Origin of the sequence: Massiliimalia massiliensis (assembly GCF_900155615.1) — a bacterium.
GTDB lineage: Bacteria > Bacillota > Clostridia > Oscillospirales > Ruminococcaceae > Massiliimalia > Massiliimalia massiliensis.
This window is the reverse complement of sequence record NZ_FUHT01000002.1, coordinates 689,539-716,349: the sequence shown is the minus strand read 5'-3', so window position 1 is coordinate 716,349 and position 26,811 is coordinate 689,539. Positions and strand designations below refer to the sequence as shown.

Here is a 26,811-nt window from a genome sequence, read left to right as displayed (position 1 = left end):
AAATGTACGATTGGTATTATTTTTTTCTTTGAAATTTCTTCTATTTTCTCCACATTTTCACACTCAAAAAGAGAAAACCTACTATTTATCAACTCTTTCAACTGTGTTTTCAACATTTTTATTGTTAACAAAACAAATACTATACTTTTTGTAATTTTTCAGCTATAATAGTGAAAAAGGAGTGATAATATGAATGTATTTTCTGTGATTCCTGTCAAAAATGAACAGGAAATCAATGATTTAGCGGCCCTGGCAAGAGAAATTTGGGAAGAACATTTCACTCCAATTATCGGAGAACACCAGGTTTCTTATATGCTGGAACACTTTCAGTCCTTGCCGGCTTTAAAACAAGCGATTTATGAGGACGGGTATCATTACTGGTTTTTGTGCAGTAACAATGAAGTAGTTGGTTATACCGGTGTTCATCCAGATGGCAAATCCCTTTTTTTGAGTAAGCTTTACCTGAAAAAAGAGGCCCGTGGACAAGGCTTGGCGCGGAAAGCTTTTTCTTTTCTTTGCGGCTTTGCAAAGAAGCAGGGATGCGATACAATCTGGCTTACCTGTAACCGCAATAATGTGAATACCTTAAAGGTCTATGATAAATTTGGATTCAGGATAGTTAAAGAACAGGACTCTGATATCGGAAACGGATTTTTCATGAATGATTATGTCATGGAATTTTCTGTAAAAGACATAAAAAAATAATGATAGAAGCCAGGAAAAGCTATCGTCTTCTCCTGGCTTCTGTTTTTCAACAAAATTATTCTTCCTCTGTTAAATTCTCCTCTTCCGATTCCAGTTCCTGCTCCATCTTCTTCAGTTCCTCTTCAGAAACCTCCTCGCTATCACTGTCCTCTTCAATATGGGCAATTTCTTCTTCATCGTCATGCTCTGCCCGCGCAAAGGAAACCAACTTGGAGTCCTCCTGCAAACGCATGACCCGAACGCCTGAAGCATACCGGGACATAATATTCACATCGCTGACGCGAATCCGGATAATTACGCCGTCATCAGAAATCAGAATCAAATCATCTGTATTATCCACTACCTTGATTCCCGCGACACATCCCTTTATGTCTCCAACCTTATAGTTAATTTTTCCATATCCTCCGCGATGCTGCAAGCCATATTCGCTGATCTCGCTCCGGCGTCCCTGACCCTTATCTGTGACAGTCATCACCGTTGCGTTTTCTCTCAGTCTTGCCAGGCCGACAACATAGTCGTCCCCTCTCAGGTGAATTGCACGCACTCCTTTTGCTGTCCTAGACATTGGACGCGCGTCTGTCTCAGCAAAGCGGATTGCCATCCCGTTATGGGTAGCGATCAGAAGCTGATGGCTGCCGTTGGTTAGTTTTGCAAAGGCCAGCTCATCATCCTCATTCAAGGAAATTGCGATCAAGCCGCTTTTTCGGACATTTTTATACGCACTCAACTCTGTCCGTTTAATCAGGCCCTTCTTTGTGACAAAAACAAGATATTGATCCGGATCAAAATCATGTACGCTGATCATATATGCAATCTTTTCATCCGCTTCAAGCTGAAGCAGATTGACAATATTTGTTCCCTTGGACGTCCGGCTTCCTTCCGGTATCTGATAGCACTTCAAACGGTGCATTTTTCCCTTATTTGTGATAAACAGGACATGGTCATGGGTAGAACTGATGAACAATTCCTCTACAAAGTCATCCTCCCGCTGCGTCATGCCGGAAACACCGCGCCCGCCGCGCTTCTGCGTTTTATAAACGTCTGCAGGCAGACGCTTCACATAGCCAAAGTGGGTGAGGGTTACAACACAATCCTCTTCCGGAATCAAATCTTCAATATCTACCTCGCCGCTGATCATCTGGATTTCTGTCCGGCGTTCATCTCCATATTTCCGTTTGATTTCCGCTAATTCCTTTTTGATGATATCCACAACGAGCTGGTGGTCATTCAGAATCGCAGTCAATTCCTTGATCCGTTCCATTAACTGTGCAAACTCATCCTCAATTTTTTGGCGTTCCAGTCCGGATAACTGCCCCAAGCGCATTGCAACGATTGCAGACGCCTGCACCTCGTCCAGATATACGCCTTCTTCTCCGTAATCCACCAGGCTGACTTCACCCATATGCACTTCGCCAATCGGCTTAAAGCATCGTTCCATCAAAGCCTGCTTTGCAGAAGGCTGGTCTTTGGAGCTCCGGATAATTGAGATTACTTCATCAATAAAATCAAGTGCAATCGTCAATCCCTTTAAGATGTGGGCGCGTTCCTTTGTCTTTCTCAGGTCAAAGGCCGTCCTGCGCCGAATTACATCGCATTGAAATTCAATATAATAGTCAAGAATTTCCTTTAAGGTCATGACCTTTGGCTGTCCGTCCGCCAATGCCAGCATAATCACGCCGACTGTTTCCTGCATCTGACTGTAACGGAAAAGCTGATTGAGTACTACCTGTGCGTTTGCCTCTTTTTTCAGCTCAACAACCATCCGCATTCCATCGCGGTCGGACTCGTCCCTCAGATCGGAAATGCCGTCTATCCGTTTATCCTTAACCAGATTTGCAATATTTTGCAGCAGCCTTGCCTTATTTACCATATAAGGCAGTTCTGTAACAACAATATGGAACCGTCCGTTTTTCTTTTCTTCAATTTCCGCCCTTGCCCGCAGAATAATCTTGCCCCGTCCGGTCGCATAGGCGGCGCGGATACCGGAATAACCCATAATAATACCACCGGTCGGGAAATCAGGCCCTTTGATAAAGTCCATAATTTCCGAAACCGTTGCATCCGGATTATCCATCACATAATCTACCGCGTCAATCACCTCGCTCAGATTATGAGGCGGTATATTTGTCGCCATTCCAACCGCGATTCCGGTCGATCCGTTGACCAGAAGATTTGGAAAACGGGAGGGCAGGACAACCGGTTCCTTTAAACGGTCGTCATAGTTAGAGGTAAAATCAATGGTTTCCTTTTCAATATCAGTGAGCATCTCCATTGAGATTTTGCTCATCCTTGCCTCTGTATAACGGTAAGCAGCCGGCGGGTCTCCGTCAATCGAACCAAAGTTTCCGTGTCCGTCTACCAGAGGATACCGCAATGAAAAATCCTGTGCCAAACGAACCAACGCGTCATAAACAGATGCGTCGCCATGCGGATGATACCGCCCCAATACGCTACCGACTGTATCCGCACATTTACGGTATGCGGTAGTCGGCCCTAAATTATTTTCATGCATGGTATAGAGGATTCGCCTATGCACCGGCTTTAGCCCGTCCTTAACATCCGGCAGTGCCCGGCTGACGATAACAGACATGGCATAATCCAAAAAGGATTTGTTCATCTCCTTCTCAATATCAACCGAAATTACTTTTGAATTATCTGTATTATACACTTTAAGACCTTTCCTTTCTTCGGCAGTTAGCAGTCCCTCTATCCTTGACAGAGCTTTTGCCAATGCCGTGTTTGAAAAATAAGTCTTTCAAACGTTCTATCTCTTCAAGAAAAACAGAATCATTGCTTTGATCCGCTTTCCTTTTTATTCTCTGCCAGACGCTTATATTTTTCGCCCGCACCGTTTTTCAGCTTTTCTGAAATCAGCGCTTCCTTTCCCTCACAGCAGCGCTTGGGAATCACAAAAACCCGCACCTTATCATATCCAATAATAAAAAGCTCATCTGTTTCCCAAATTCGAATCGGTGCCTCCTGATAGAGATAAAGAATGCTTTTTTCATCTTCACCCACGTCGATTCCAGAATTATATACAGTAAGTATAAATTCTTCTTTATATTCCATTTGGGATACTGTTTTTACAATCTGCCTGATATGATTCAACGGAAAATACCAGATAAACAGCAACACAGTTAAGGAAATTACTGTCATAAACAGATTAAATTTGCTTCCCTGGGAATTAATCGTCGATACAAGGTAAATCAGAAAAATAACGCCCAGAATTAAACTATAGATTGCATATTTTTTATAGAGCATCTCTCGTTGAAAAATTTTCAGCGCGGTTTTGATTTCATCCGCATAAAAACCATATTGAATCCGGATTCCTTCTTCTCCCTGCACAGCTTCCCTTTGATCTTCGCTTGCAATGATCGGCGTTACTCCTGTATAGGCATCAGTAAGCAAGCCTTGATTGCTTACCTCCTGTTCCGGCTGATCTGATTGCTCTAATTGTTCCGGCTGATTAAGCTTTTCTTCTTCCATAGAAATATTTTTTTCTTGTTCCATAAGATTCCTTTCCTTCAAACCTCTTAAATATCAAGGTTCTGGACGTATTTTGCATTCCGTTCTATGAAATCTTTTCTCGGCTCAACCTTTTCACCCATCAGAATTGTGAATACTTCATCAGCAGAAACCGCATCCTCCATTTCAACCTTCTTCATGATCCGGTTTTCCGGATCCATTGTCGTTTCCCAAAGCTGTTCCGGGTCCATTTCACCAAGACCTTTATATCGCTGAATATCTACCTTCGCGTTGCTTTCACCGGATAGCTCCGCAATATACCGGTCTCTTTCATCATCATCATACGCATAACGCACCTGTTTTCCTCTTGTCAGCTTAAAGAGGGGAGGCTGTGCAAGATAGATGTGCCCTTCTTCAATCAGAGGCCGCATAAACCGGAAAAAGAAGGTAAGCAGCAGCGTCCTGATATGGGAACCGTCGACATCCGCATCGGCCATGATGATAACCTTTCCATAACGAAGCTTTTCCAGATCAAATTCATCGCCAATTCCAGTTCCGAGCGCCGTAACTACCGGCATTAGCTTTTCATTGCCATATACCCGGTCAAGACGGGCCTTTTCTACGTTGAGCATCTTACCCCATAGGGGGAGAATTGCCTGAAATCTCCGGTCGCGTCCTGATTTTGCAGAACCGCCTGCGGAATCTCCCTCGACAATATAAATTTCAGTATATTCATTGTTCCGTTCAGAACAGTCCGCCAATTTTCCCGGCAGAGAAGCAGAGCTCAAGACAGATTTTCTCCTGGTTAACTCTCTTGCCTTTCTTGCAGCTTCTCTAGCTCTCTGCGCATTGACCGCCTTATCAAAGATCGCCCGTATAACCGCTGGATTTTCTTCAAAATAAGCCATCAGCTCTTCTGAAATCAATCCGTCAACCAACGGCCTTGCCTCCGGATTACCAAGCTTTCCCTTTGTTTGCCCCTCAAATTCACAGTTCGTCAGCTTCACTGAAATAATCGCCGTCAGTCCCTCCCTGACGTCATCGCCGGAAAGCTTCGGGTCTGTGTCCTTCAAAAGGTTAAACCGTTTCCCATAATCGTTAAAGACGCGGGTCAATGCATTTTTAAATCCAATTTCATGCGTTCCGCCGTCTACCGTGTGGATATTATTAGCAAAGGACAGAATTACCTCATTATAGCTGTCATTATACTGCATAGCGACCTCTGCAATCGCGTCGCCAACCTCTTTCTTCAGATAGATCACATCCGGATGGATGGTCTCCAACTGCTTGGTACGGTGAATATGCTCAACAAAGCTTTTTATTCCGCCTTCATATTGAAGCTCCTTCCGGACAATATTGTCCTCCTCCCTGTAATCAACCAATACAATCCGTACGCCCGCATTCAAAAAGGCCTGTTCCCGCAGGCGTTTCAGCAATACGTCATATTCATAAACAGTCGTTTCAAAAATTTCATCATCAGCTTTAAAGGAAACCTCTGTCCCTGTTCTGCTTGTCTTGCCAACAGCCTTCAGTTCCTCTTTATAATGGCCGCGTTCAAACCGCTGATAAAATTCTTCTTCTCCATTATAAATACGAAGCTCCAGCCAGGAACTCAGCGCATTAACTACCGACGCGCCAACACCGTGTAAACCGCCGGCCACCTTATATCCGCCGCCGCCGAATTTACCGCCGGCATGCAAAATCGTGTAAACGACTGTCGCCGCCGAAATTCCTTCTTTTGGATGGATATCCGTCGGGATTCCGCGCCCGTTATCCGTTACACGAATAATATTGCCGGGGAGGATTTCAACTAATATTTCAGTACAATAGCCTGCCAGCGCCTCGTCGATTGCATTGTCTACAATCTCATAAACCAGGTGATGAAGCCCTCTCGGCCCGGTTGAACCAATATACATGCCCGGCCGTTTTCTGACAGCCTCAAGCCCCTCCAATACCTGTATTTGATCCGCGCCGTATTCCTGCATATTTTTTTCCATGATATAACGTACCTTTCTCTAAAGACCATTGAAAGAATGAACAACTTAAGTTATTTTTTTGCCCTCTTTAATAATGTCTGCGGCGATATTTGCGATATATAAACAGTAGCTTTTCCATGACTTTGGCAGACAATAAAAGATTTCGGCATTTCATAGGACACGTTAAAAACCTCGTCCCGTTTGGTGGACTGTCCTAAAAAATACTTCGTGTATTTTGAAAGGGAAGCATTCTCAATATCAAAAATTCCTACGATTTCATCCATCCGTATAACCGTATCATTTCCAAGGTGAAGATACATTTCATTTATCATTCCTTTCTTCGCCTTCCATCATGTTCCGTCTCACAGAAACACTGATCGATTTAATTTTTCAAAGCTTCCTGCTTAATTTTTATCATTTAGTCCTTTTCCTTCTGCTGATACTGCTCAGAAAGAATATTTCCATTCTCTACATGAAAGATTTTTCCTTCCTGCAAAGAAACGGTATTAAAGATATCACAGCAGGTAATAAAAACCTGTTTATCCTTAACATGATTTAAAATATAATCCTGTCTCTTGTTATCCAGCTCGCTCATTACGTCGTCCAACAGCATAATGGGATTTTCCCCTGTCACTCTTTTTAACAGTTCCGCTTCTCCCAGCTTTAAGGCAAGCACACTGCTTCTGACCTGACCTCTGGAACCGTAAACCTTTACGGGAAGACCGTTGATGAAAAGCTCCAAATCATCCCGGTGAATTCCGGCAGAGGTAAAGCCGTATTTAACATCCTGCTCTAAATTCTGCTTCAGCAGGTCAAAGTAATGGTTGATAAACTGATCGTTATATTGTTTTACTTTCTCGATTTCGTCAAAGACAGACGACCGGTATTTGACCGAAAACTGCTCTGACTCTGAGGACAATCCAAAATAAATCTTCTTCACCAGGACGGATAATTTTTCAATATAATCGTTGCGGTAAATAGAAAGGATTGTTCCCAGCTTTGCAAGCTGCAAATCCCAGACTTCAATGGTATCCCTTAAAGCAGGAAAACGGTACAAATCCTTTAAAAGAGCGTTTCTCTGCTCCAGCACCCGTTCATATTGCTCCAGATATCCGGAATACTGCGGAGTTAGCTGACTGATTGCCAAGTCTAAAAACCTTCTCCGGTTTTTTGGAGAACCATCCGCTAAATTTAAATCGGCAGGGGAAAAGATAACGGAAAAGAAATGCCCTGTCATCTCGCCTGCTTTTTTCAGTGGAACTTGATTTAACAAAAATTCTTTCTTTCCGGAAATTTTAATTTTTGCTTCCTGCTCCCGCTTTGAATCTTCAAACTTAATGGAAAGCTCACAAAAGGATTCTCTAAACTGGATCATTTCGTTCAGCTTTCCCGCCCGAAAACTATTGTTTCCGGTAAAAAGCCAAATTGCTTCAATCAGGTTCGTTTTACCCTGTGCGTTGTCGCCATAAATGATGTTTACCGTTTTACAGGGTTCAATCTGTGCCTCTTTCAGATTTCTATAGTTTTTGAGCGTTAGTTTATTGACTATCAAGAAAACAACTCCTGTTTTATGAAACAACTGTCAATTCATATTCATCCAGATGAACCACGTCTCCGGGAAATAATTTTTTCCCGCGCTGGAAACAAACCTCTCCGTTCACAGAAACCACGCCCTCGGCAATAATTTCCTTTGAATGGCCCCCTGTTTCAGCAATCCCGGCAAACTTTAAAAATTGATCCAATTTAATAAACTCAGTGCGGATCAGGATCTTCTTTTTGATCATTCCATTCTCCTTACAGACGGATCGGCATAACGAGGAACAGGAAACTGTCCCCGTCCATTGGCATTACCTTCATCGGCGAATATGGCTCATTGATTTCAATCAGTACAGTATCTGATTCGCTTGCACGCAGCGCGTCATACATAAATTTATTGTTAAACCCGATTTTCACATCGTTGCCTTCCACCTGCGCTTCGAAGGAATCCTGTACCTTTCCTAGGGTTGATTCACAATTCAGGCGGATAATATTACCGCCGATTTCGCATTTAATCGGGCTCTGCGCGCGTTCATTGATGATAATAGACGCGCGGTTAATACTGTTGATAAATTCACGGGTATTCACCACAACCTTTGTTTTGACGCCGTTTGGAATCGCGCTCTTATAGTCAAGGAATTCACCCTCCAGCAATCTGGAAATAATGCTGTATCCAGCCAATTCAAAGATAATATGGCGGTTGGAAACCCGCATGGAAATCATAGGTTCCTCTTCTTCTCCCTCATTGGAGAGCTTTGCAAGCAGCTTCATGATTTCTGACAGCGTTTTCCCCGGAACGATAAAATGGAATTGTTCTTCTGAGGATAGCTCCAATAATTCCTTTCGGATGGCTAAGCGGCAGCCGTCCACAGCGACAACGGTTAACTGGTTATTGTCAATGTCAAACAGGCTCCCGGTATAGATCGGATTTTGATTGGTTTGCGCAACCGCAAACAGAGTTTGGCCGACCACGCTTTTAAAAATTTCCTGGGAAATCGAAAAGCTTCGGTCATCATTGATGACCGGGATTTCAGGATAGTCCTCAGAAGAAAGGCCAAGAATGGTAAATTCTGCATCATTGCAACGGATGACAGTTAGCATTTTTTCGTTTGAGTCAAAGCTGATCTGTCCGTCCGGCATCTTATTGACGATATTGGAAAGGAGGGAAGCGGTTAATACAATTTCTCCGTCCTCCTCCGAATGAACCGGAATTGTTTTAATAATGCCGAGCTCCAGATTAAAACCAGTTAAGGTTAGGCTATTGCTTTCACAATGCATCAGGATTCCCTCCAGGGAAATAATGCTCGATTTCGAAGCAACTGCCAGGGAAACATTATTGATTGTTTCACAAAGCAGGGATTTATCGCAGCTAAATTTCATCTGTAACATCCTTTCTTTTCAGGTGTATTTTTAAAAATCTAAGATATTATATAAATATATAATATAAATAATAAATAAAGTAATAGTAGTAGGGACAGTGGAAAAGAGGAAAACTTCAAAAGATGAAGAATTCATGCCACTTAACGGGATTTTTGTTTGGTGAAGAAGAGCGGAAAACCAGTTTATAATATTAAAAGAAAAACCTGTTGATTGTAAAAAAGTAAAGAGCAGTGGAGAAGATGTAGAAGAAATGTAAAGAAAATAGTGGAAAAATTGCTTATGTTTTTTAACTGGTTTATTTCTGTTGAAGAGTTAGAATGATATTTTGTTAAAATCATTTTATCAAAGAGAGAATGAAAAATTTGCAAAAAAATACATTAAACATTTTCAACAGTCTTTTCAACAATCAGTATAAAATTATTTATCCCGTATATTTTTGATAATATCGTCTACAATTGCTTTGGTATGAGAGTCTTTTTCAATAATTTTTTGAACCTTTTGAATTGAGTAAACAATGGTCGCGTGGTCGCGGCCGCCGAATTCGTCCCCAATTGCCGCCTGGGTCATCTGGGTAATCTCCCTGACTACATAGATCGATACCTGTCTCGCAAGCGGGAGAGGGGCTGTCCGCTTGTTAGAACGGATATCCTCTGGAGTTACGGAGTAGGTTTTTGCTACTTCCTCTATAATCTTTTCAACGGTAATCGGGGCGGGTTGATTATCGTTTAGAATTTCCTTAATAACAGTTTGTGCGACGCTCATAGAAGGATTGGAGCCGGCATAATATTTATATGCTTTGATCTTTTTCACCGCACCTTCAAGCTGACGGATATTATTTTTCAGCTTGCTGGCAATAAACTGTGCAACATCATCTGGAATGGTCAGATTTAACAGATCCGCTTTTCGTTTGATAATCGCAATTCTGGTTTCAAAATCCGGCAGGCCGATATCAGTCAGCAAACCCCATTCAAACCGGGTTTTTAATCGGTCTTCCAGTGTTTTAATGTCCTTCGGCGGACGGTCGGAGGTCAGGACAATCTGCTTTCCGATCTGATGCAGCTCATTGAAGGTATGGAAGAATTCTTCCTGTGTACTCTCTTTCCCAGCAATAAACTGGATATCGTCTATCAGAAGAATGTCCGCTTTCCGGTATTTGTTTCGAAATTCCCCGATTGTCTGCTTCTGGATTGCATTAATCAGCTCGTTGGTGAAGGTTTCGCTGCTGACATAGATAATATTTGCATTCGGGTTGTTTTTGGCGAATTCAAATTTTATAGCATGGAGCAGATGTGTTTTTCCGAGGCCGGAGGGTCCGTGAATAAATAACGGGTTATAGGCTGTGGAATTTTTTTGAGCGACCGCTTTGCACGCGGCATAGGCGAAGTTGTTGGAGCTGCCGACAATGAAGGTATCAAAGGTATACTCATAATTTCCGTTTTTCAGGGATTCATTGAGCTTGTTCTGCTGATTCTCCATATAATCGAGCGCTTTATTATAGCTTTCCAGCTCCTCACTGTCCCGGTTCTCATCCATCAGGACAGAAGGGCTTTCCGATTTCAGGGGTTCTGCCTGGACTGATTCCGTGGTTTGGATGACAATACTAACCGGAAAACCGAGAATTTCAGCAAAACCCTTTTCCAGTTTATTTTTATATTGATTTTCCAGAATATCTTTATGAAAAGGATTTGCAACACAAATATGGGCATTGTTTCCTTCAAGCTTAACTGCTTCAATCGGGGCAATCCAACATTTATATGCAACATCGCTGATGTCAGATTTCAGGCTATCTTTTACAAGATTCAACACCTCGGAAAAAGATTCCATGTTAAAAAACCTCCTGTGTTTATGAGTAAGTAAAAAAGCTGTGGAAAATCAGTTGAAAAAGGTTTAAAATAAAAAAAGACGATGAAAAAAGAAAGATTGATTTTTATCTAAAAAGCAACCTTTTTTCAACCGAATTACAATATTTCATTAAACTTATCTAAGAATAAATTATAGCAAAATTTTGCTCTTTTTTCAAGCGATATTGCCAATTATCGCAGATTTGATAAAAAAATAGAATAATTCATTTGAAAAATTGAATCACGTGAAAAGAACTATATTATATAATGAAAGAAAATTTCAATATTTTTCCTTTTTGGCTTTGATAAAAAGCAGTTAGTTTTTATTTTTTTGAAAAATAGGCTTGACAAAACGCCTCCTTTTCATATATAATACTACCTTGCAGGGTTTTGTCTGTTGATGTGTGTAGTATTTGAAATAAATATTACTTTTGGTATAAAGGCAAGCTCAAAAATCTAAGAAAATAGCAAATTTTCTCTTTTGAGAGGAGGAAAGAAAATGAAAAGAACCTATCAGCCTAAAAAAATTCACAGAAAAAAAGAACACGGTTTCCGTAAAAGAATGGCAACTTCCAACGGAAGAAAAATTTTAGCGAAAAGACGCGCTAAAGGTAGAAAACAGTTGACTTACTAATTTTTTCAGACCACATTTTTTGATGTGGTCTGATATACATTTTCATAACCACTGATATGACCACTGATTGAGTGAGCCGATAGGGATCGGTTTTCCAGTTGTGGTCAATTTTTGTATTTTAGGGAAATAGTCCGCATGAAAAACCTTGTCAGTATCAAGCTGAATAAAGAATTTAAACGTGCTTATTTTCAGGGTAAATTTAAGGCACATCCGTATCTGGTGACCTATCTGATTAAAAACAGGGCTTCCTCTCAGAGAGTTGGAATTACTACCGGAAAAAAAATCGGAAAGGCACATCTTCGCAACCGTGCGAGAAGGGTGATCCGTGCGGCTTATTTAAATTGCAGAGATCAGATTCCATTCGACGGCAGCTATGACATTGTATTTGTTGCAAGGGAGCAAACACCCTTTGTAAAGTCAAATGAGCTGGAAAAGATCATGAAAAAACAGATCCAGCTTCTGTTGGCGCAAAAAGGGACAAGCTCCCAGAAAAAAAGAATGCCGGGCAAAGGAAACAAGCAGTCATGAAGCACTTGATGATTTGGATGGTACGCTTTTATCAAAAGGTTCTGTCCGGTTTAAAGCCGCCCTCCTGCCGGTTTTATCCAACCTGTTCCCAATATGCGGTTGAAGCGTTGAGGCGGCACGGCGCGGTGAAGGGTCTTATTTTGGTTGTTTGGAGAGTATTGCGCTGCAACCCATGGAATGTAGGCGGGATTGATTATGTTCCGGAACACTTCCGGCTTTCTAAGAAAAATAATCATCAGAAGCCGGAAACATAAGATTCTGATCTTTACGATAAATTAAAATTTGGAGGTATAAAATGGGATTTCTTGGTACCCCTCTTGGATGGATTATGAGATTCATCTATGATTTTATTCAGAACTATGGCTTTACCTTGATCATTTTCACGATCCTGGTTCGTATGCTGATGTTCCCGCTGAGTGTAAAGCAGCAGAAATCAACTGCAAAAATGCAGGTATTCCAGCCAAAAATTCAAAAGCTGCAGAAGCAGTATAAAAATGATAAGCAGCGTTTGCAGGAAGAAACGATGAAGCTCTATGAAGAAGAGGGTTATAACCCGATGAGCAGTTGTCTTCCCCTGGTAATCAATATGGTTGTCCTTTTTGGGATGATTGACGTTGTCTATAAGCCGCTGAAGCACCTGCTGGGTGTTTCAAGCGATTTAGTAAATCAGGCGACGGAGCTGCTTAAAGAGGCTGGATATAAAGCGACCTCCATGGCGGAGCTGGATATTATGAATATTATCCAGGGAAACGCGATCAGTCAAAAGGGGCTTGAAGTGTCTGCCGACATGTTTAATAATGTATTCAGCGCAGACCTGATTACAAAAATTCAGGACTTTAATTTTTCATTTATGGGCTTAAACCTCGGAACGACACCGGATTTTGGATGGAATGTCACCATTATTATTCCGCTTCTTTCCGGTATCACTTCCTTGCTGATGTCCTTTATGACCCTGCATAACCAAAAGAAAACAGGAATGCAGCAGCAACAGGGTATGGGTATGATGAAGGGTATGATGATTATCATGCCGATTTTCTCTACCTGGGTTGCATTCAGCTTCCCAATCGGGCTTGGCTTGTACTGGACCATTGGTAACATCTGCATGATCGTGACCAATGCAATTCTTTATAAAGTATATTCGCCGGAAAAAATGAAAGCAATCGTTGAAAAGGAACAGGCGGCGAAAAAGAAAAAGCCGAAATCCAAATATCAAAAGATGATGGAGGAAGCAAGAGCGGAGCAGCGTACCCGCCAGGGACTGCCGCCGGAAAAGGTGAAAAAATCTGATGCGTCAGAAGAACCGGACGATGGGATGAGCGCCAGCCAGAAGCTTGCGGAGGCAAGAAAACGGATGGCAGAAAAATACGGCGACGATTATAACGACTAAAGGAGGTCGGACTGATGATGAAGGAATTAATTACATCGGGTAAAACAGTGGAAGAAGCAATGCAAAAAGCTTGTGAACAGCTTGGTGTAACAGAAGAGCAATGCAATGTGGAAGTATTGCAGCAGCCGAAAAAATCACTGTTTGGCATTATTAAAACTGAGGCACAGGTTAAGGTAACTGTAAAGGAATCCGCAGCAAAGCAAAAGGTTGAAAAATCCGGTACAGAAAAATCCGTCCAAGGGGATAACCGTGAGGCAAAGGTAGAAGCGGCGGTTCATTATCTGACCGACGTGCTCGGAAAAATGGATTTGAATGTGACAATTGATGTTGAAATGAAAGAGGACAGCGCAATTTTAACATTGGTTGGTGAAAACCTCGGAATCCTGATCGGCCGGCATGGGGAAACCTTGGATGCCCTGCAATATTTGACCTCTTTGGTCTGCAACCGTGTGGAGGGAAGCTATTTCCGTATTACTCTTGACTGCGGCAATTACCGCGAAAAAAGGGAAGAAGCCTTAAAAGAGCTGGCAAAGAAGATCAGTGTAAAGGTAAAACGCACTGGAAGAAGCCAGACGTTAGAGCCAATGAACCCATATGAAAGACGGATTATCCATGCTGTTTTGACAGATATTGACGGTGTTACCTCAAAGTCAAAGGGAGAAGAACCTTATCGCCGTGTTGTTGTAATTTCAACAAATAGAAACCGTGGCGGAAACAACAGCTATCATGGAAACCGTAACCGCGGCGGCAATAATAATTATCAGAGACGCAAACCGGAAAAAACGATGGAAGAAATTCTGAAGGCAGAACGTTCCGAAGCGGAAAAGAAAGCAAAGCTTTATTCAAAGATTGAATTATAAAATAGCAATACGGAAAACGTGTCTGGTTCTCCAGGCACGTTTTTCTGAATTGAAGGAAAAGAAGGAGTTTTTGCTATGGCGGAAACAATTGCGGCAATTGCCACGCCGCTTGCATTGGGCGGAGTCGCTATGATACGGATTTCTGGTGATGAAGCAATTGCTGTTGCCGACCAGGTGTTCCATTCCTATCAGTGTGCTTCTCTCCAGGATTTGGATGGATATCAGGCGGCTTATGGAACGATATCGGATGAAAACGGCGTGATTGACGACGGAGTAGCATTGGTATACCGAGCGCCAAAAAGCTATACCGGCGAGGACGTGGTTGAGCTGTCCTGTCATGGCGGCGTTTATGTGACAAAACGGGTGCTGCGGCTAATTCTGGAAAAGGGTGCGTCTCTCGCGGAACCGGGAGAATTCAGCAAACGGGCTTTTTTGAACGGAAAGCTCAGCCTGACGCAGGCAGAATCTATCATGGATTTGATCCAGTCAAAGAATGAACATGCACTGCGTTCTGCCAGGGCGCAGATGGACGGCGCTTTATATCAGAAAATTGAGAGCTTGAAAGAAAGCTTATTAACGATTGCCGGGCATTTAGCCGCATGGACTGATTACCCAGAGGAAGAAATTGAAGAGATAGAGAACAGCCATTTGGAGTCCTCCTTGAGAGAATGTAAGCAGCAGGTTGATCAATTGATCCATACCTTTGATACTGGGAAAATGGTGAGGGAGGGAATTGAGACGGCAATCGTCGGGAAGACGAATGTCGGGAAATCCACCTTGATGAACCTGCTTTCCGGATGCGAAAAAAGTATTGTGACAGATATTGCGGGAACTACCCGCGATGTCGTAGAGGAAACGGTCAATTTAGGTACTGTAGTGCTTCGTCTTGCTGATACGGCAGGGATTCGGGAAACAGAGGATTTTGTTGAACAAAAGGGAGTCGAGCGATCTAAAAAACGGATTCAGTCGGCAGGACTGGTGTTGGCCGTATTTGATTATTCCGAAGCGCTGAATGAGGATGACAGGCTGATTATTGAGGCGGTTAAGGCTTCCGGCGTGCCGGCGCTGGCAATTGTCAATAAAACAGATTTGAACCAAAAAATAGACGAACAGAATATTAGAAATAATTTTAAACAAATAGTATATACAAATTCTGCGGATGTAACCAGTCTGGAGCGGGTAACAGATGCTGTGGAAAGCCTATTACAGCTTCATCAGGTTGACCTCTCCGACGGAATGATCGCAAATGAACGGCAGCGGCTCTGTGCGTTGGAAGCGCAGGCGGCGTTAAAAGAGGCGCTTGATACGATGCTTTCTGGCATGACGCTGGATGCAGTCAATGTGATGATTGACCAGGCAATCGACGCCCTGCTGCAGTTGACCGGAGAGAAAGCGACAGAAAAGATAGTAGATCAGGTGTTCCATCATTTCTGTGTTGGAAAATAAAGGGGGATCACGCATTGCAGTATTATATCGGCGACTATGACGTTGCAGTCATTGGAGCAGGACATGCGGGATGTGAGGCGGCGCTTGCCGCGGCAAGACTGGGTGTAAAAACGATTATCTTTACCTTGAGTTTGGACGGGATTGCAAATATGCCCTGTAATCCCTCAATCGGGGGAACGGCAAAGGGTCATCTTGTTCGGGAAATCGACGCCTTAGGCGGTGAAATGGGAAAGGCGGCGGATGCTACCTTTCTCCAGAGCCGGATGTTAAATAAAGGGAAGGGGCCTGCTGTTCACAGTCTGCGGGTACAGTCTGACCGTCAGGCATACCATCTCTATATGAAAACAGTATTAGAGCATCAGGAAAACCTGGAAATAAGACAGGCTGAAATTATTGATGTAAAAATAGAAGCTGGGAAGCTCACGGAAGTGGTAACAAAGCTGGGCGCGGTTTATCGGGTAAAGGCGGCAATCATTTGCAGCGGAACCTATCAGAACGGGTTGATCCATGTGGGTGATGTTTCCTATGAGAGCGGCCCGGATAATATGCTTCCTTCTGTTGGGTTAACCGATCAGCTTTCGAAATATGGGATCACAATCCGCCGTTTTAAAACCGGTACGCCTTCTCGTGTTCATCGCAGGAGTATTGATTTTTCTCAGATGGAACCGCAGGCAGGGGATGAACCAATTACGCCTTTTTCTTTTACGACAAAGGGTGAATTGAAAAACCAGGTGCTTTGCCATGTTGCATACACCAATGAACATACTCACGAAGTGATTCGGGAGAATCTTCACCGCTCGCCTCTTTATAGCGGAAAGGGGCAGATTAAGGGTGTAGGGCCGAGGTATTGTCCGAGCATCGAGGATAAGATTGTCCGCTTTGCGGATAAAGAGCGGCATCAGCTTTTTGTGGAGCCGATGGGATTGGATACAGAGGAAATGTACCTGCAGGGAATGTCCTCTTCCTTGCCGGAAGATGTTCAGCTCGCTTTTCTCCGTACCATTAAAGGGCTGGAACATGTAGAAGTGATGCGAAATGCCTATGCGATTGAATATGATTGCTGTGATCCGCAGGAGCTTCTGCCGACCCTTGAATTTAAAGAGGTAAAAGGCTTATATGGCGCGGGCCAGTTTAATGGAACCTCCGGCTATGAGGAGGCGGCGGCGCAGGGCTTGATTGCAGGAATCAATGCCGCCTTAGCTGTAATTGGGAAGGAAGCCTTTGTTCTTGACCGGGCGAGCTCCTATATCGGGACGTTAATTGATGATATTGTGGTAAAGGGTTGTTCTGATCCATACAGGATGATGACCTCCCGAAGTGAGTACCGATTGATTCTGCGTCAGGATAATGCCGATAAGAGACTGACTCCCTATGGCTATCAGCTTGGATTAATTTCGGAGAAACGCTATCGGCTGTTTTGCGAAAAGGTAGAGCAGATTGACCGGGAGATAAAAAGGCTGAAAAAGACAACGATTCCGCCGTCAAAGGAATTAAATGAACTGCTTGTTTCACGTGAAACATCGGAGATGAAAACCGGACAGAGAGCGGCAGAGCTGGTACGGCGGCCGCAGATTGGATATGATGATCTTGCACCCTTCGACCTGAACCGGCCTGAGCTCTCCCGTGAGGTTCGTGAACAGGTAGAGGTAGAAATAAAATATGAAGGCTATATCAAAAAGCAGCTTCTTCAGGTTGAAGAAATGAGAAAGCTGGAAGGAAAAGCCTTGCCGGGTGATCTTGATTATGATCAGATTTCTGGGCTTCGGCTGGAAGCAGTAGAAAAGCTGAAACGGGTGAAGCCGTTAAATATCGGACAGGCTTCCCGGATTTCAGGAGTTAGTCCGGCAGATATCTCTGTGCTTTTGATTTGGCTGGAACAACAGAGGCAAAATAGAAAAAGGGAGGGAGCACAATGATCCCGAAAGAATATCTTCAACAGATTTTTCAGGAATACCATTTTTTTTTAACGTCGGAACAGGCTCTTTCTTTTGACCAGTATGCCGGACTCCTAACGGAATGGAATGAAAAAATAAATTTAACTTCAATCCTAGAACCAAAGGAAATTTGCATCAAGCATTTTCTTGACAGCGTGCTGCTTTTAGACGCGGTAGGCGAAATGGGAAAGGAAACCTTAATTGATGTTGGAACCGGCGCGGGATTCCCGTCTGTCCCTTGTAAAATTATACGGCCTGAACTGAAGGTAACCCTCTTGGACAGTCTGCAAAAGAGAATTCACTTCCTTTCTGTTTTATCAAATGAATTGGGACAGGATAATCACTGTGTCCATGGCAGAGCAGAGGAATTGGGAAAAAAAGCAGAATACCGGGAACAGTTTGATTTTGCAACAGCTCGTGCGGTTGCTCACTTGAGAGAGCTTTCTGAATACTGCCTGCCATTTGTAAAAACAGGCGGCTGTTTCGCAGCTTTAAAGGGCTATGAGATAGAGGAGGAATTGGAGGAATCAAAAAAAGCAATCAAGGTGCTGGGCGGTGAAATTCAGGAGGTAAGGCGGTATTCTCTTCCTGAAGGGAATAAAAGGGCGATTGTAGTAATTAAAAAAATATCGCAAACACCGACAAAATATCCTAGAAATGCAGGAAAAATGAGAAAACAGCCGATAGTCTGAGCGTCTGTTTTGTCGATAACAGGAGAAAGAGCAAGAAATACCAAAATGGAAAAATATGGAAATTTGGTATATTCTGTGTTATCCTTATCTTAGGAAATATTTCCGGGATAAGGAGGAAGTATCATGCAGCTAACGTTGAAAAAAGACAAGGTTGTTAATCGTGTTGTGTTGTTGGATATTGGAGAAATACAGGTAAACCCTGCGCAGCCGAGGACAGTGTTTGATGAGAGGCAGCTTCAGGCACTGGCGGACAGCATCCGGCAAAATGGCTTATTGCAGCCGATCACAGTCCGCCGCAGCTATAAAGGATGCTATGAGCTGATCTCAGGGGAGCGGAGGCTGCGCGCATGCCGGATGATTGGAAAGCAGAAAATTGAAAGTATTGTTTTGGATAAATCGGAGCGGGAATCGGCGATTCTTTCTATGATTGAAAATCTGCATAGGGAAGATTTGAATTTCTTTGAGCAGGCGGCCGCGCTTAAAAATTTGATTCATGAATGGAATGTCACACAGGAAGAAGCGGCAGTTAAGCTGGGGATCGCGCAGTCGACAATTGCAAACAGGCTTCGCATCTTAAAATTGACTCCCCAGGAGCAGGATTTGATGATTCACTGCCATTTAACCGAACGCCATGCAAGGGCGCTTTTGAAGGTGGATAACCCACAGAAGCGGTTAGAAATAATCAAATATATTGCTGAAAATGAATTGAATGTAGCACAGACAGAAAAATATATTGAAAAAAGTCTGGAAGAGAAGCATCAGAAGAAATGTGTTCCGATTATCAAGGATGTGCGTTTGTTTATTAATACCATCAATAAGGCAATTTCAGTGATGAAGTCGGCAGGGATTCCTGCAACAGCTAAAAAGGTAGACGACGATGCTTACATAGAATATGTCATAAAAATACCAAAGGGAAAACGAATATAGAAAGAGGGAGCAACTTTTGTTGTTCCCTCTTTTGTTTCACGTGAAACAATTTCTGCAGATATTTTCCGGAAATAAGGTTTCAAATCATGGGAAAGTGTGATATAATAAAAAGCAAAGCGATAGGATCTCTGAGAATTTCTGTGGAATAGTGCTTGAAACGCCGCAGAAAAGTAGTTTGAGAGCTTATCTGCTGTTATAAAACAGAAATAAGAGTAAAAGGAATGTCGTATGGGTAAGATAATTGCAATAGCAAACCAAAAGGGCGGTGTGGGAAAAACAACGTCCGCGGTCAATATAGCGGCAGCGCTGGGAAAGCTGAAAAAAAAGACCCTGCTGGTTGATATCGATCCACAGGGGAATGCGACCAGCGGACTTGGATACAGCAAAAGAGACGCGCAGCTTTCCTCCTATGATATGGTAATTGGAAAGAAAAAGGCGCAGGAGGTTTTGCTGCAAACAAAATTTGACCAACTCTATCTGATTCCCGCAAATATGGATTTAGCGGGCGCAGAGATTGAGCTTGTCGAGTTGCCGGACCGGATCAACATGCTGAAAAAAGCATTGGTCGGCGTCAAAGAAGAGTTTGATTATATCATTATCGACTGCCCTCCATCCCTGGGATTGATCACGCTGAACGCCTTAACCGTTTGCGATACCGTCTTGATCCCAATTCAGTGTGAATATTATGCGCTCGAGGGATTGTCTCAACTGATGGCGACGATCCGCCAGGTGAAGAAGCTGTATAACCCCACTATCGACGTGGAAGGGGTTCTGCTAACCATGTACGACGGAAGGCTGAATCTGACCATCCAGGTACTGGACGAGGTAAAGAAGTTCTTCCAGAAAAAGGTTTATAAGACGGTGATTCCAAGGAATGTGCGGTTATCAGAGGCACCAAGCTTTGGTGAACCAGTTATCTATTATGACCGCGCCTCAAAGGGAACAAAGGCATATCTTGACCTGGCGCATGAAATGATTAAGCAGAATAAAAGAAACGGATAGGATGGAGGAGAGATATGGCGAGAAAAAAAGGACTTGGAAAAGGACTTGACGCTCTGTTTGAGGATAACAGTACTTCTGTTTCGGGGCAGGGGACAGAACTAATTAAAATCAGTGAAATTGAGCCGAATAAAAATCAACCTCGACGTGATTTTGACCAGGCCGCGTTGGAGCAGCTAGCAGATTCCATCCGGGAACATGGCGTAATTCAGCCGCTGGTGTTAAGACCGATTGGAACAGGCGGCTATCAGATTGTGGCAGGCGAACGGAGATACCGTGCCAGCCGTATGGCAGGACTCAGCGAAGTGCCTGCGGTAATCCGGGAGCTTTCCGATACCGAGACCATGGAAATTGCGTTGATCGAAAACTTACAGCGCGAGGACTTAAACCCGGTGGAGGAAGCGTTGGGATATCAGGAGCTGATGAACCAGTATGGGTTTACACAGGATGCGGTTTCTAAAAGCGTCGGAAAATCCCGCCCGGCAATAGCAAACTCGCTGCGGCTGTTAAATTTGCCGGATGAAGTAATTCGGTATGTCAAGAGCGGAGATCTCTCCGCAGGCCATGCGAGGGCAATCCTCGCTCTGGAAAATCCGGATGAGATGGTCGCCCTTGCAGAGAAAACGGTAAAAGAGGGTCTAAATGTTCGTGCAGTGGAAAAATTGGCAAAGAAAAAGCCAAAGGAAACAACAGAAGAAAAATCACAAGCGCCTGAATTTGTGCCGAAGGATAAATTTCTGTCCGAGATGAAGCTGGCTCTCACATCTGCGCTGGGACGGAAAATTGAGATTGAAAAGGGAAAAAAGAAATCCCGGCTGGTAATCGAATTCTACGATGACAAGGACTTGGCAGAGCTTGCAGAACGGCTGACCGGCGATGGGTTTTCCTCCTGAGCCGAAGAAGCCTTTTTATAATCCATAGCAATGACAAAAAGTAAAAGGAGAATAGAGGATGTTAGACATTAAATTTGTCCGTGCGAATCCGGACATTGTAAAGGAAAATATTAAAAAGAAATTTCAGGATGAGAAGCTTCCGTTGGTAGATGAAGTGATTGAAATGGATCAGCAGTACCGCGATGCGAAAACACGCTGCGACTATCTCAGAAGCCAGAGAAATACGATCAGCCGTCAGATCGGCGGATTGATGGCACAGGGTAAAAAAGAGGAAGCAGAAGAGGCCAAAAAGCAGGTTACAGCAATGGCGGCCGAGCTGAACGAGCTGGAGGGTAAGGAAGAAACGCTGACGGAAGAGGTCAAAAAGCGGATGATGGTAATCCCGAATATTATTGACCCGTCTGTCCCGATCGGAAAAGACGACAGCGAAAATGTAGAAGTAGAGCGGTTCGGCGAACCGGCTGTTCCGGATTTTGAGGTGCCTTACCATGTAGACATCATGGAAAAATTAAATGGGATTGACCTGGACAGCGCCAGAAAAACAAGCGGAAATGGATTTTACTACCTGTGCGGTGATATTGCCCGACTTCATTCCGCAATTCTCTCCTACGCCAGGGATTTTATGATTGACCGCGGCTTTACCTATTATATCCCGCCGTTCATGATCCGCAGCAATGTTGTGAACGGAGTCATGAGCTTTTCCGAGATGGAAAATATGATGTATAAGATCGAAGGGGAAGACCTCTACCTCATCGGTACCAGCGAACACTCCATGATCGGGAAATTTATTGACACTACGTTGGATGAGGAAGCTCTTCCGAAAACCCTCACCAGCTATTCCCCGTGTTTCCGTAAGGAAGTCGGTGCGCATGGCATTGAGGAGAGGGGCGTATACCGTATCCATCAGTTTGAAAAGCAGGAAATGATTGTGGTTTGCAAGCCAGAGGAGAGCGCAGGCTGGTTTGAAACACTCTACCGCAATACCGTCGATTTCTTCCGTTCACTGGATATTCCGGTCAGAACGCTGGAATGCTGTTCAGGCGACCTGGCAGATTTGAAGGTGAAGAGCATTGATGTGGAAGCCTGGTCCCCGCGGCAGAAAAAATATTTTGAGGTAGGAAGCTGCTCCAATCTGGGTGATGCGCAGGCAAGACGGCTGGGAATCCGGGTGAAAAATAAGGAAAAAGGAAATTATTTTGCCCATACCCTGAATAATACTGTCGTTGCTCCGCCGAGAATGCTGATTGCCTTTTTAGAGAATAATTTAAATGAGGACGGCTCTGTATCCATTCCTGAACCATTGAGAATGTACATGGGCGGAAAAGAAATAATCCGATAAAGCAAAAAACACTGTCTGTATATTAGATAGTGTTTTTTGCTATTCGTATAATTAAACGCAGAATTTGAAATGGTGGTTTGTCATCTGCTGAACTTCATAGAACGCATGTCTTACCAGCTTGCAAACCAGGCAGTATATTTCCTCCAAATCCTTTGGATGCGCCCTGCGGATGTTCTCCATCACCGTATCACTCTTCTTTCCCGGAATTAGTTCTTACGGCGCTGAGATGACGGTAAGCGTATCGATTGCTTTCCCGTAAATTCTTATTATTTGTGGGAGCACAAAGCGGGCCGGAAAGGAACTGAAGGCTGGAAATTTCTAATCTTGGGAAGGAGGATTGGAAAATTTGCAGTTTGATCCATGATGTCCGCTGCAGGCTTGGCTGAGGCATTTTCGGTTAACGGAACCATCCTTCATCTGGGTTACTTCTATTGCGACGTTTTTTTTAGCAGAGGCACAGAATTTTTCCTCAATTGAGGTGAAAACGGTCATTGGAGACGCTCCTTTGTTTTTAAAGATTTAATATTTATATCATATGTTTGTTCCAAAAAAATATGCCGCGCAAAAGAAAAAACCGGCGGACATATTTCATCGAAAGGAATCATATGAATAGAACAAATATAAAAGGAATTAGGAATAAGGGGGAATTGTGTGAATATCAGAAATTTGTTGTATACTATATGTATAATAATTTTTATAATAAACATTATGTATTTCAGAAAACGCGAGAAAAAATGGAAAACTGCTTTGATTGGAATGGGCAGCGGGGTGGCGGCCTTGATTCCCTTGCATTTCCTTTTGGAGATGAGTGGGATTATGCTGGCAATCAACTATTTTACGATTCTGGTTTCAATGGTGCTGGGCATTCCGGGCGTTATTCTGATGATTATTGATTCTGTTCTCTTTTAAAGGTTGATTTTCCGGACAGAATATGATAGAATAACACAAAATCGAAAGGAAGTGGAAAGGATGAGTACACCGACTCCGCACATTAACGCAAAGGCTGGGGATTTTGCCAAGGCAGTGTTGATGCCGGGCGATCCGCTGCGTGCAAAATTTATTGCCGAAAATTTTCTGGAAGACGCCAGACAGGTGAATGATGTCCGGGGGATGCTGGGATATACCGGAACCTATCACGGAAAGCCTGTTTCTGTAATGGGAAGCGGGATGGGAATGCCGTCGATCGGAATTTATTCCTATGAGCTGTATCATTTCTTTGGCGTGGAAACGATTATCAGGGTAGGAACAGCCGGAGCAATCGGAAATGATGTGAAGCTGCGGGATGTTGTGCTTGGAATTGGCGCCTGCACGGACTCCAATTTCGCGGATCATCTTGACCTTCCGGGAAAAATCGCGCCGATCTGTGATTTTGAATTGGCTGTCAAGGCGATGAATGCCGCGCAAAAGCTTGGCATCTCTGTTAAAGCGGGGAATATCCTGAGTTCCGACGTATTTTATGACGGCGGACGCGGGAAAGAAAGGTGGAGGGACATGGGTGTCCTGGCAGTGGAAATGGAAGCAAACGCGCTGTATTTAAATGCGCTGGAAGCCCATAAAAAAGCATTATGCATCTGCACCATCTCCGACCACATCTTTACGGGAGAATCCCTTGATGCTGCACAGCGTCAAACCAGCTTTACGGATATGATGAAGGTTGCGCTGGAAACAGCGACACAGGAATAGACATCAAGCAAGAAGGGCCAGGCAGCAAACGCTGCCTGGCCCTCTTTTAAAAGAAATTTATTTGATAATTTTGATTTTCCCGATTAATGGGACTTCAAAATACTCATTCTGCGTCGCTTTCACGATACCAATAATGGTACAAACAAGGGAGAGTATTCGGATGACCCAGAATATGATAGAAAAGATGACGGAAAGGACAGAACCTATCGCGCTGAAAGCCCAGATATGTCCAAAAATGGAGCCTAGGATCAGCGATACAATAATAAAATCGAATAGGGAGACAACTACATTAAGGATCAGCAGAAGCAGTCCCTGGTTTGACGATTTTCTGCCAACCTCATCCTGTGAATCAAAGGCCAGAGGGAGCCAGAAAAGAATTGGAACATAAGCAAGCGCCCGATAAACCTTATTGCTCTTTTCCTGAACCGGAGCGGCCTGCTGGGGCGGCTGGTTCCATCCATTTGATGATTGATTTGCCTGGTCTGCCTGATTAGGCTGAGCCTGCCAGGAATTTTGCTGGGAAGAGGCCTGGCTGGAAGAAGCTGCTCCGCATTTCGGGCAGAAAGCAGCATTGTCCGGGAGCTGAGCTCCGCATTTTGCGCAAAACATGAAATCATTCCCTTCTCTTATCTGATTAACGAGTTAATGTACCACCATTCTAACATACTTTATCCCAAAACGCAATTCGGTTGGAATAAAAATTCCCGAATTGCCTTTGTAACACCATTGTGGTCATTCGAGTCCGCCAGATATCTGCCATAGGGCTTCATATCTTCGTTGGCATTTTCCATCACAAAGCTGTATTTTGAGAGCTTGAGCATCTCAATATCATTATAAAAGTCCCCAAAGGACATGGTTTCTGCCGGGGAGATCCCGAGCTGATTCTGTAAAAAACGCAGGGCAACCCCTTTATTGATACCGGGATTCATCGCGTCAAGCCATTGATCCCCTGACACAACAATATTCAGCTCTTCCTGAAATATTCCGGATAGGATAGGGTAGGCGTTTTTTGCTGACCCGGCAAGGTCACAGATCGCCACCTTTAGGATATCATCCTCTACCGAACAGAGATCCTCGACAATATGTCCCCGGTTAAAATAGGAGGAAAACCGCGGGGCAAAGCGTTCCTCTACCGGGCGGTAATAGCTGGTATCCTTTGCGCAGAGAATCGGCATGGTATGAGGAATTTTTTCACAGGCATGAATCAGACGGTGGAGCCTTTCCCTTGGAATCACATTCTGATAAAGCCACTTGTCATGATGGATAATGCTGGCCCCATTGTCACAGATAAAGTACATCTGTTCAAGATAGGGCAGAAATTCTTCACGCTGTTTCGGATAAAAGCGCCCGCTGGCGGCAACAAAAATGATTCCCTGCTGGTGGATTTTTTGAAAGATGTCGTGAAAGTCAGACGGAAGCTGTTTATTTGAATCGAGCAGGGTGCCGTCCATATCTGTGGCAATCAACCGAACCATAAAAAACTCCTCCTTCTATCAGAACTAATTTCAGTTTATCGAATCGGGAAATAGAAGTCAAAGGATCAGATGAAAGATTGGTGGGCTATACATAATTCATAAAAAGAACCTTTTGTTTTTGTACAATAATAAAAATAAGGGCGCTTGAATTTTCAACCTATGCCTTGTATACTGGAAAAACAAGGATATTCCTGCAATCGAACAAAAAGGGAGGTCTGCAGTCGGATGAAGCTCACATTTCTGGGAACCGGCGCGGCCAGCGCATACCCACTGCCGTTCTGCCAGTGCGCTTACTGCCGTACAGCTAGAGAACAAAAGGGTAAGAACCTGAGAAGGCGATCCTCGGTTTTAATTAATAGTGATCTGCTGATCGACCTGGGGCCGGATGTCTTTCCCTCAGCCTGTGAATATGGAATCGACCTGACGAAGGTGCGTTTCCTGCTGCAGACCCATGCCCATTCCGATCATTTTGATCCGGGGCACCTGATCACCAGAATTCCGGAATATGCGGGGCAGGGCATCTCCAGATGGAATCTGGCGGCTTCCCGGGAGACGCTGAGAAAAATGGGACGGCGGCTTTGCGGGGAAGAGCCGGGTGTAGATTTATTTGACCCGAAATGGAAAGAAAAGCTGAACCTGGCTGTTTTTCCGGTTTCCGCCGGGGAGAGTATACAGCTTGGGACTTATCATGTAACTGCGCTGGATGCCTGCCATGATGAGTCGGAACAGGCGCTTATCTACGCTGTACGGCAGGGCGGCCGGGAACTTCTCTATGCGACTGATCTCTGCCGGCTGGAGGCGGCATCCTGGGAGATACTGAAAGGATTTTCGTTTGATTATGTCATTCTTGACCAGACCTATGGCCCCGGGACAACAGGAGGAGGGCATCTGAACGCCGACCAAGTGGTGGAAATTATTGCTGAAATGAGAAGTCAGGGAATCCTGAAGCCGAACGGAGAGAGCTATGCGACCCATCTGTCCCATGAGGGGAACCCGCCGCATAATGAGCTGGCGCGGTTTGCAGCTTCACGCGGTTACCAGATCGCCTATGATGGGTTGGTGCTGGAAACAGAGGAATGATTAGATAGGGCAGAGCAGAATCACTATAAAA

The 26,811-nt window shown here is 43.9% G+C and carries 27 protein-coding genes; 16 read left to right on the top strand and 11 right to left on the bottom strand.

The features are described from left to right. The first annotated feature begins 189 nt into the window (after positions 1 to 189). Entirely contained in the window at positions 190 to 705 is a 516-nt protein-coding gene (locus CZ360_RS03525; protein ID WP_077532788.1) for a GNAT family N-acetyltransferase, read from the top strand. Between the two features lie 55 nt (positions 706 to 760). On the opposite strand, the gene gyrA is transcribed toward CZ360_RS03525, so the two are convergent. The 8 genes from gyrA to dnaA form a co-directional block, all read right to left on the bottom strand. After that, positions 761 to 3,373: a DNA gyrase subunit A gene (gene gyrA / locus CZ360_RS03520; protein WP_205411099.1), complete on the bottom strand. Its 2,613-nt coding sequence runs from the start codon at positions 3,371 to 3,373 to the stop codon at positions 761 to 763. A gap of 119 nt (positions 3,374 to 3,492) precedes the next feature. Further along, positions 3,493 to 4,215, bottom strand: a complete 723-nt coding sequence (locus CZ360_RS03515) for a YcxB family protein (protein WP_077532787.1) — start codon at positions 4,213 to 4,215, stop codon at positions 3,493 to 3,495. A gap of 23 nt (positions 4,216 to 4,238) precedes the next feature. Then, entirely contained in the window at positions 4,239 to 6,167 is a 1,929-nt protein-coding gene (gene gyrB / locus CZ360_RS03510) for a DNA topoisomerase (ATP-hydrolyzing) subunit B (RefSeq protein WP_077532786.1), read from the bottom strand. 50 nt (positions 6,168 to 6,217) lie between these two features. Continuing rightward, positions 6,218 to 6,478: an extracellular matrix regulator RemB gene (gene remB / locus CZ360_RS03505; protein WP_324612694.1), complete on the bottom strand. Its 261-nt coding sequence runs from the start codon at positions 6,476 to 6,478 to the stop codon at positions 6,218 to 6,220. Positions 6,479 to 6,564: 86 nt separating this feature from the next. Then, positions 6,565 to 7,698 (bottom strand): DNA replication/repair protein RecF, encoded by a 1,134-nt coding sequence (gene recF / locus CZ360_RS03500; protein WP_159438092.1) that lies wholly within the window; start codon positions 7,696 to 7,698, stop codon positions 6,565 to 6,567. 16 nt (positions 7,699 to 7,714) lie between these two features. Continuing rightward, positions 7,715 to 7,930 carry an RNA-binding S4 domain-containing protein gene (locus tag CZ360_RS03495; RefSeq protein WP_077532784.1) on the bottom strand — a complete coding sequence of 72 codons (216 nt, stop codon included), beginning with the start codon at positions 7,928 to 7,930 and terminating at the stop codon, positions 7,715 to 7,717. Positions 7,931 to 7,940: 10 nt separating this feature from the next. After that, positions 7,941 to 9,062: a DNA polymerase III subunit beta gene (gene dnaN / locus CZ360_RS03490; RefSeq protein ID WP_077532783.1), complete on the bottom strand. Its 1,122-nt coding sequence runs from the start codon at positions 9,060 to 9,062 to the stop codon at positions 7,941 to 7,943. A gap of 417 nt (positions 9,063 to 9,479) precedes the next feature. Then, the gene (gene dnaA / locus CZ360_RS03485; protein ID WP_077532782.1) at positions 9,480 to 10,886 is read right to left on the bottom strand and encodes a chromosomal replication initiator protein DnaA; all 1,407 of its coding nucleotides are present in this window, start codon (positions 10,884 to 10,886) and stop codon (positions 9,480 to 9,482) included. Between the two features lie 516 nt (positions 10,887 to 11,402). On the opposite strand from dnaA, the gene rpmH reads away from it, so the two are divergent. The 12 genes from rpmH (at position 11,403) to serS (ending at position 22,542) form a co-directional block, all read left to right on the top strand. Then, positions 11,403 to 11,537: a 50S ribosomal protein L34 gene (gene rpmH / locus CZ360_RS03480; RefSeq protein ID WP_077532781.1), complete on the top strand. Its 135-nt coding sequence runs from the start codon at positions 11,403 to 11,405 to the stop codon at positions 11,535 to 11,537. A gap of 135 nt (positions 11,538 to 11,672) precedes the next feature. Next, positions 11,673 to 12,065 (top strand): ribonuclease P protein component, encoded by a 393-nt coding sequence (gene rnpA, locus CZ360_RS03475; protein ID WP_077532780.1) that lies wholly within the window; start codon positions 11,673 to 11,675, stop codon positions 12,063 to 12,065. Beyond that, positions 12,062 to 12,319 carry a membrane protein insertion efficiency factor YidD gene (gene yidD / locus CZ360_RS03470; RefSeq protein WP_077532779.1) on the top strand — a complete coding sequence of 86 codons (258 nt, stop codon included), beginning with the start codon at positions 12,062 to 12,064 and terminating at the stop codon, positions 12,317 to 12,319. Before rnpA ends, yidD begins: the two co-directional genes overlap by 4 nt. 41 nt (positions 12,320 to 12,360) lie before the next feature. Then, positions 12,361 to 13,452, top strand: a complete 1,092-nt coding sequence (locus CZ360_RS03465) for a YidC/Oxa1 family membrane protein insertase (RefSeq protein WP_077532778.1) — start codon at positions 12,361 to 12,363, stop codon at positions 13,450 to 13,452. A 14-nt stretch (positions 13,453 to 13,466) separates the two neighbouring features. Beyond that, positions 13,467 to 14,312 carry an RNA-binding cell elongation regulator Jag/EloR gene (gene jag / locus CZ360_RS03460; protein WP_077532777.1) on the top strand — a complete coding sequence of 282 codons (846 nt, stop codon included), beginning with the start codon at positions 13,467 to 13,469 and terminating at the stop codon, positions 14,310 to 14,312. A gap of 75 nt (positions 14,313 to 14,387) precedes the next feature. Further along, a complete protein-coding gene (gene mnmE, locus CZ360_RS03455; RefSeq protein ID WP_077532776.1) occupies positions 14,388 to 15,758 on the top strand; it encodes a tRNA uridine-5-carboxymethylaminomethyl(34) synthesis GTPase MnmE in 1,371 nt (456 codons plus the stop codon). A 14-nt stretch (positions 15,759 to 15,772) separates the two neighbouring features. Then, positions 15,773 to 17,674 (top strand): tRNA uridine-5-carboxymethylaminomethyl(34) synthesis enzyme MnmG, encoded by a 1,902-nt coding sequence (gene mnmG, locus CZ360_RS03450; RefSeq protein ID WP_077532775.1) that lies wholly within the window; start codon positions 15,773 to 15,775, stop codon positions 17,672 to 17,674. Beyond that, positions 17,671 to 18,384: a 16S rRNA (guanine(527)-N(7))-methyltransferase RsmG gene (gene rsmG, locus CZ360_RS03445; RefSeq protein WP_077532774.1), complete on the top strand. Its 714-nt coding sequence runs from the start codon at positions 17,671 to 17,673 to the stop codon at positions 18,382 to 18,384. Before mnmG ends, rsmG begins: the two co-directional genes overlap by 4 nt. Before the next feature lie 123 nt (positions 18,385 to 18,507). Beyond that, a complete protein-coding gene (locus tag CZ360_RS03440; RefSeq protein WP_077532773.1) occupies positions 18,508 to 19,311 on the top strand; it encodes a ParB/RepB/Spo0J family partition protein in 804 nt (267 codons plus the stop codon). Between the two features lie 228 nt (positions 19,312 to 19,539). Beyond that, entirely contained in the window at positions 19,540 to 20,313 is a 774-nt protein-coding gene (locus CZ360_RS03435) for a ParA family protein (protein ID WP_077532772.1), read from the top strand. 14 nt (positions 20,314 to 20,327) lie between these two features. Continuing rightward, the gene (locus CZ360_RS03430; protein WP_077532771.1) at positions 20,328 to 21,203 is read left to right on the top strand and encodes a ParB/RepB/Spo0J family partition protein; all 876 of its coding nucleotides are present in this window, start codon (positions 20,328 to 20,330) and stop codon (positions 21,201 to 21,203) included. A gap of 58 nt (positions 21,204 to 21,261) precedes the next feature. After that, positions 21,262 to 22,542, top strand: a complete 1,281-nt coding sequence (gene serS / locus CZ360_RS03425; RefSeq protein ID WP_077532770.1) for a serine--tRNA ligase — start codon at positions 21,262 to 21,264, stop codon at positions 22,540 to 22,542. A 51-nt stretch (positions 22,543 to 22,593) separates the two neighbouring features. Here the strand turns inward: serS and CZ360_RS14290 are convergent, their stop codons facing one another. After that, complete coding sequence (locus CZ360_RS14290; RefSeq protein ID WP_267872673.1) at positions 22,594 to 22,725, bottom strand: hypothetical protein; 132 nt, start codon at positions 22,723 to 22,725, stop codon at positions 22,594 to 22,596. A 468-nt stretch (positions 22,726 to 23,193) separates the two neighbouring features. Between CZ360_RS14290 and CZ360_RS03420 the strand changes: the two genes are divergently transcribed. Both CZ360_RS03420 and deoD read left to right on the top strand, forming a co-directional pair. Then, positions 23,194 to 23,451: a pro-sigmaK processing inhibitor BofA family protein gene (locus CZ360_RS03420; RefSeq protein WP_077532769.1), complete on the top strand. Its 258-nt coding sequence runs from the start codon at positions 23,194 to 23,196 to the stop codon at positions 23,449 to 23,451. A gap of 60 nt (positions 23,452 to 23,511) precedes the next feature. Next, positions 23,512 to 24,225 (top strand): purine-nucleoside phosphorylase, encoded by a 714-nt coding sequence (gene deoD, locus CZ360_RS03415; protein ID WP_077532768.1) that lies wholly within the window; start codon positions 23,512 to 23,514, stop codon positions 24,223 to 24,225. Between the two features lie 57 nt (positions 24,226 to 24,282). Here the strand turns inward: deoD and CZ360_RS03410 are convergent, their stop codons facing one another. Together CZ360_RS03410 and CZ360_RS03405 are read right to left on the bottom strand one after the other, a co-directional pair. Next, a complete protein-coding gene (locus CZ360_RS03410) occupies positions 24,283 to 24,834 on the bottom strand; it encodes a zinc-ribbon domain-containing protein (protein ID WP_077532767.1) in 552 nt (183 codons plus the stop codon). 59 nt (positions 24,835 to 24,893) lie between these two features. Then, entirely contained in the window at positions 24,894 to 25,700 is an 807-nt protein-coding gene (locus CZ360_RS03405) for an HAD family hydrolase (RefSeq protein ID WP_077532766.1), read from the bottom strand. Positions 25,701 to 25,925: 225 nt separating this feature from the next. Between CZ360_RS03405 and CZ360_RS03400 the strand changes: the two genes are divergently transcribed. Next, complete coding sequence (locus tag CZ360_RS03400) at positions 25,926 to 26,780, top strand: MBL fold metallo-hydrolase (RefSeq protein ID WP_159438091.1); 855 nt, start codon at positions 25,926 to 25,928, stop codon at positions 26,778 to 26,780. Positions 26,781 to 26,811: the final 31 nt, after the last annotated feature.